Origin of the sequence: Pantanalinema rosaneae CENA516, assembly GCF_050753385.1 — a bacterium.
GTDB classification, from domain to species: Bacteria; Cyanobacteriota; Cyanobacteriia; order Leptolyngbyales; family Leptolyngbyaceae; genus Pantanalinema; species Pantanalinema rosaneae.
The window spans coordinates 1-5,276 of record NZ_JBLZFZ010000124.1; the positions used below are offsets into that span (position 1 = coordinate 1).

Here is a 5,276-nt window from a genome sequence, read left to right on the forward strand (position 1 = left end):
GTCCAAACACTGAATCAGGGCAGGCACTGCTCGGCGATCGTTCAATTTACCTAAAGCTCTAGCTGCATTGCGTCGTAGGGGATACCCTCCATCGGGAGTCCGATCCGCCTCGTCAGCCAGGGAGGTAATTAATGCCTCAACCGCCTCCGGAGTGCGAACTCGGAACCGACCTAACCACCAGGCCGCATAGTATCGTTGTCCCCAGTCATCGCCCTGGAGATTGGCGATCGCCTGCTCGATCGTCAGCGCAGCCGCTTGGTCGGCTGATGAGTCAGCACCAAACTGCTCAGAAGTGAACTCATCCATAGCTCTGAGGGAAATAAGGGGACTCGATCGTCGCGATAGGACTGTGGGCTACTAATTAGCCAATTGGCTTGATGTTGACAATCTTGCCGCCCATCCGGGTAATCCGCTGCATGGCTTCATTCATCCGGTTGTAGGGCACAGTCATGAACACACTGGCGCTAGACCGAATCTGATAGTTCATGCCTTCAGTGTCGTCGCTTTGGCGCAAGCCCTGAACTTCGTACTGAAAACAGCGGCTGCTGCCAGCGGTTCCCGTTACAACTTGGTTCATCATAATTTGTATTTCTCCAAACAGGATTTAATAGCACTGTAGCCTGAACGGTAGAAAACCAGAACTCAGAACCCAGTCCGAATTCTGGTTGCTACGTTCAAGCGTTTAGAGCGGAGTGATGCTGGCGATTCTGCCGCCTTCCCGTTGAACCCGCTGCATGTGATCCGACAACTGCTCGTAAGGAATGATCACGGCTTTGTTACTGCGGCGAACACGAGGATAGCGAGGCGTTGAGAGCCCAGCAACTTCGACCCGGAACAACCGACCAGACCCAAAGGCGGTAGAGCCCTGGAACGCACTGTTCGGAGTGACTCCCTTCAGAGAAGCCCGGTAGCCTGCGCCCTTGCCACCCGGAGCCACGACGGTAGAAGCCGTATTGCGACCTAATTCCGTGACTAACCGAGGTGTTTTGCCACCCACCTGGGAGCGATCGCTGTTGGCATAACCCCGATAGAGTTGGAAGATCCGGCTGAAGCCAACTGTCCGTTGTCCCCGACCATTGGTTTCTAGATCGCGGTAGTAAGGCACGACGTTTTCGCCAAAGTACCGAGTGTATTCGGGGGAATCGATGTATGAATCGATATCGGCATCATAGCCTTCGGTTTGATAGCGATCCAGGTGGTCGATGATTTCCGATTCATCGTAAGGAGCCCGACCGAGCAGGTGCTTGATGTTAAGTTCGATCGTGCGGCTTTGGAAGTTGTTGTAGAAGAACTTCGTTTTATACAGGTCGGATTTTGCCACCTGGCGGACAAAGTCACGCACCGTGATTTTGCGATCGCGCAACAGCGATTCTGCACTCACCAACCGCTCCGACTGCATCAGGTAATCGTTCCCTAACACATGGCGGTAAACGGCACGAATTACGTTCTCGATATCCTCTCGTGTGGCAACCGGGCGCAATTCGACGGGAGCAGTTTCGCTAAAGGCGGATGTTCCCAACCGGGATGCTTCTGCTGTAATAGCCACCTGAATTCTCCTTTCGTAACACAGCTAATTTGGAACAGCCCATCCAGAATTACATGAACCATTGGCGATAGGTCATAGCTAGCGCAGTGCTACCCATGACCTATCGCTCATGATTGAGGTCTGCTTAGGATTGGGTAATACTGACAACTTTGCTACCGGAACGGTTCAATTGCTGCAACTTACTAGACAGTTGCTCATAGGGAACCAAAATTTCGGTAGAACTGCGGCGAACGACCGTGGTCGTCGGAGACGCGGCTTGCGTCACCCGAATCCGATACAAACCACCGCGAGGTCCTCCCGCTTGACCGGCTAATGCTCCCGAACCACCAGGGGCGTTGATGGGAGAGGCGGCATTCTTGGCAACTTCCCAGGTTAACCGTCCTTGTCTCTTGCCTTGAGCCCGATCGCTATTGGCGTAACCCCGGTAAAGCTGGAACAGGCGGCTAAAGCCTACCGTTCTTTGACCTGGGTGATCAGTTTGGAAGTCCCGATAGTGAGGAACGATACTCTCACCAAAACTTTGTTGATATTCCACAGAGTCAATGTAGGAGTTGATCTCTGCTTCGTAACCTTGGGATGTATAGAGATCAACGTGGTAAGCAATTTCTGCTTCATCGTAGGGTGCGCGACCCAGCAGATGCTTATAGTTCAACTCAATAAACCGAGTTTGAAAATTGGAATAGAAAAACTTGTTCCGATAGAGTTCGGACTGCGCGATCGCCCGCACAAAATCCCGAACCGTGATTACTCCCTGGCGCAAGAGTGATTCGGCACTGGTTAGCCGCTCACTTTGCATTAAATGCTCGTTCCCCAAGACCTGACGATAGGCAGCCCGGATGACCGTTTCTACATCCTCTGCCGTCCAGTTCGGACGGAGTTCTACTGGCTGCACATCAAATGGACTAATTCCCAATCGTCCCGCTTCTGCTAAACCCGCCATGCTCGTATCTCCCGCTATTAACGCGACCTAGAAACGTTTTTAGAAAGGTTGTTTCAGCCTGGTATCAATGCCTCTGTGCAAAAAAACTGCCCGGTAAAGTAAACAACTACGAGCAACTGCCGATAGCCTGCTTACTTTGCCGGGCTAAGAAACGCGATCTAGCTCAGAGCGTTGATAGCGTAGTCGATGTAGGAGTTAGCTTCAACAGCAGGATCTCCGCTCAGACCGTGGTTAGCTTTGATGTGCTTCAGAGCTTCAACGTACCAGCTAGGAGACAGTTCGAAGGTGCTGTTGATTTCAGCCAGACCAGCGATCAGGTACTCATCCATCGGACCTGTGCCGCCAGCGATTAAGCAGTAGGTGATCATCCGCAGGTAGTAGCCGATGTCACGAACGCACTTCGCCTTACCACGAGCATCAGATGCGTAGTTAGCACCTTGCATTTGGGTGGTGTAGGGGAATTTTTGGTACACAGCGTTAGCAGCGCCTTCAGCCAAGCTTTGAGCTTTGCTGGACAGACCTTTAGCGGCTTCTAAGCTAGCGCCAGCTTGACGCAGACGACCGAAAGCAACTTGGAGTTCGGTGCTGCTCAGGAAACGACCTTGAGAATCAGCAGCTGCTACCGCTTCAGTTAAAGGGGTCTTCATGGATCTAGTTTCTCCCTAGTGTTTACAATTTTGACGTTGAAAAAAGACTGTGTGTGACGAGTTGCGACCTATAAGGCATCAACTCAGACAACGGGAAAATTAAGCAACTGCTGCGGCTGCGCGATCGAAGTAGCTGGAAATTTCAGCCATCAGAGCGCTGCAATCGCCACGAGTGATGTTGTTGGGGTCGTTAGCAATCGCCAGAGCTGCTTCTTTCATCTTTTGAACGCCAGTAGCCACGGAACCACCAGGAACACCCAGAGCCAGGTAGGTTTCTTTCAAACCGTTCAGGCAGCGATCGTCGAGAACGCTAGCGTCGCCAGTGAAAGTAGCATAGGTCACATAGCGCAGGATGATTTCCATGTCGCGGAGGCAAGCAGCCATCCGACGGTTGGTGTAAGCATTTCCACCGGGAGCAATCAGTTGGGGTTGCTCAGCAAACAAAGCACGAGCTGCATTTGCAACGATAGCGGAAGCGTTACCGGTGATCCGGTTCACTGCATCAAGGCGCTTGCTGCCATCGCGAACGAATGCGCTCAACGCATCAATTTGATCGCCGCTAACATAATCACCACGTGCATCAGCCTGGGAAACCACCTTGGCAAACGCGTCTAGCATAGCTTGAATCTCCTAATTGATCGGTTGAGTATGGGTTTCTTTCAAAACTGAAGCAAATCAGTTGTTGAGTAAAGGCTACAAACGCAGCCATGAAGAGAATAAAAACAGACCCAAATCTGATAGTTCAAACTTTCCAGTCCTCAAAGCCATCTCCACAAGGGATTTGGTTTGATTCTTCAGACTCTGATGCCGAATCTGAGAAAACTTCATAACAAGTATGAGAGGCTGGAAAGCCCGGAGAATCAGGGCTTTGGCAAAACTTGTCTGCGTTTTCCCCCTTCAAAATCCCTTTATACAATGCTGGAGTGACCATATTTGTTACGAATTGTGAGAAGTTGTTATTTTTTCACAAACCGTAACAATTGCTGCTGTGATCAAGAGTGTAGGTAAATCGGTATCTAGCCTTTTCCTGGCAAGCGATCGCGCCGCTGTAACTTCCCTAAATCCTTAATGATTTTGCTTAATACTTCGCAACGAAAGCCTCCTTGACCCAGTTAAGTTGCCATTTCTGTCAACAGTTTTCGCCCAGAAGTAGAGAAACTTAACAGGTAATATTTCGCAATAAAAAAGCCCTGTGCAGTTGGCACAAAGCTTAAGTGATTGTTAGATTTTGCGGGAGTTAAACCTTTTGCTGGTAAGTGCTAAATTCGGCGTTCTAGATATTGCCCAATCATTTGTTCTTCGCCCGCCCGAGAAATGATCGTTTGGCGGGTGCGATATTTGCTACCGACGAGTTTAATTTCTTCTTCAAACACCGATTGGTTATATTCCGTTCTCAGCCGCAGCGTCGTGGGTTCGGGGAGCGAAAACTGAGCAGTAATCGGTTTGGTGGTGGCAAATCCCCGATCGCGATAGAGGCGATCGCCCAACACACCAAACACGGTTTCACCCGATGATTCTTTCCGATCGGTCATGGTGTAGTGGCTGTTCCAGGTGGTTAACGCACCACAGGTCAGTGCGGCTTCGTCTACCAATTCGTGGGCTTGAGCTAACTGAATCAGTTCAGGGCTACCTTGCGGCAAGAACTGTACTGTGACAAAACTGACGACTTCCTGCGTTTCCCCGTTGGTCAGGGTGTAGTAGCGCCGTTCAGAGCGCCAGTTGCCCTCCGATCGCCGAAAGAACTCCTCTACTAGGGCTTCGGCAGATAGTGGCGCGGTGTTGATCGGAAATGTCATGGGGACGGAACCTCATTCAGAGTAGCAACTACATAATAGGAACTTTGAGTCAAGAAAGTAACAATATATGTTTACTGTTTGTTGTGTTTCTTCATCATGGCAGGTGATCGAGAGGATCTGCCAGGTTTCAGGCTGGAGAGCGGGGGGAGCGGTTGAGCCAGCGGATTGAGCAGATTTTGCCAGAATGCCGCCTAGATTCTGTCAATATTTATACTTTCAGAGGTTATTGCGATCGCAACCTGAGCCGGAGCTAACGAGAGACCGGGTTAGCAGAATTATGAAAATTTCTGGATCTTGATAGCTTTAACCTCAAAATCCTCAGAATTCCTCGCTTATCTGCACTATAG

General features: G+C 50.4%; 7 protein-coding genes. All 7 read right to left on the minus strand.

What is annotated here, in order from left to right; translation table 11 throughout:
• The coding region (locus tag ACN4EK_RS31875; protein ID WP_431662472.1) for a HEAT repeat domain-containing protein at window positions 1-306 on the minus strand (306 nt) is incomplete at its 3' end.
• A 55-nt stretch (window positions 307-361) separates the two neighbouring features.
• Entirely contained in the window at window positions 362-580 is a 219-nt protein-coding gene (locus tag ACN4EK_RS31880; RefSeq protein ID WP_431662473.1) for a phycobilisome linker polypeptide, read from the minus strand.
• A gap of 102 nt (window positions 581-682) precedes the next feature.
• Window positions 683-1,546 (minus strand): phycobilisome rod-core linker polypeptide, encoded by an 864-nt coding sequence (locus ACN4EK_RS31885; protein WP_431662474.1) that lies wholly within the window; start codon window positions 1,544-1,546, stop codon window positions 683-685.
• Window positions 1,547-1,670: 124 nt separating this feature from the next.
• Window positions 1,671-2,486 carry a phycobilisome rod-core linker polypeptide gene (locus tag ACN4EK_RS31890; protein WP_431662475.1) on the minus strand — a complete coding sequence of 272 codons (816 nt, stop codon included), beginning with the start codon at window positions 2,484-2,486 and terminating at the stop codon, window positions 1,671-1,673.
• 158 nt (window positions 2,487-2,644) lie between these two features.
• On the minus strand, window positions 2,645-3,133 hold the full coding sequence (gene cpcA / locus ACN4EK_RS31895) for a phycocyanin subunit alpha (RefSeq protein ID WP_431662476.1): 489 nt from the start codon (window positions 3,131-3,133) through the stop codon (window positions 2,645-2,647).
• A 99-nt stretch (window positions 3,134-3,232) separates the two neighbouring features.
• The gene (locus ACN4EK_RS31900) at window positions 3,233-3,751 is read right to left on the minus strand and encodes a phycocyanin subunit beta (RefSeq protein WP_431662477.1); all 519 of its coding nucleotides are present in this window, start codon (window positions 3,749-3,751) and stop codon (window positions 3,233-3,235) included.
• A 641-nt stretch (window positions 3,752-4,392) separates the two neighbouring features.
• Window positions 4,393-4,929: a phycobiliprotein lyase gene (locus ACN4EK_RS31905; protein WP_431662478.1), complete on the minus strand. Its 537-nt coding sequence runs from the start codon at window positions 4,927-4,929 to the stop codon at window positions 4,393-4,395.
• Window positions 4,930-5,276: the final 347 nt, after the last annotated feature.

Excerpts from the sequence above, each read along its gene's own strand:
- ACN4EK_RS31900 (WP_431662477.1), bottom strand. The coding sequence starts at position 3,751 with ATGCTAGACGCGTTTGCCAAGGTGGTTTCCCAGGCTGATGCACGTGGT.
- cpcA (WP_431662476.1), bottom strand. The coding sequence starts at position 3,133 with ATGAAGACCCCTTTAACTGAAGCGGTAGCAGCTGCTGATTCTCAAGGT.
- ACN4EK_RS31880 (WP_431662473.1), bottom strand. The coding sequence starts at position 580 with ATGATGAACCAAGTTGTAACGGGAACCGCTGGCAGCAGCCGCTGTTTT.
- ACN4EK_RS31890 (WP_431662475.1), bottom strand. The coding sequence starts at position 2,486 with ATGGCGGGTTTAGCAGAAGCGGGACGATTGGGAATTAGTCCATTTGAT.
- ACN4EK_RS31905 (WP_431662478.1), bottom strand. The coding sequence starts at position 4,929 with ATGACATTTCCGATCAACACCGCGCCACTATCTGCCGAAGCCCTAGTA.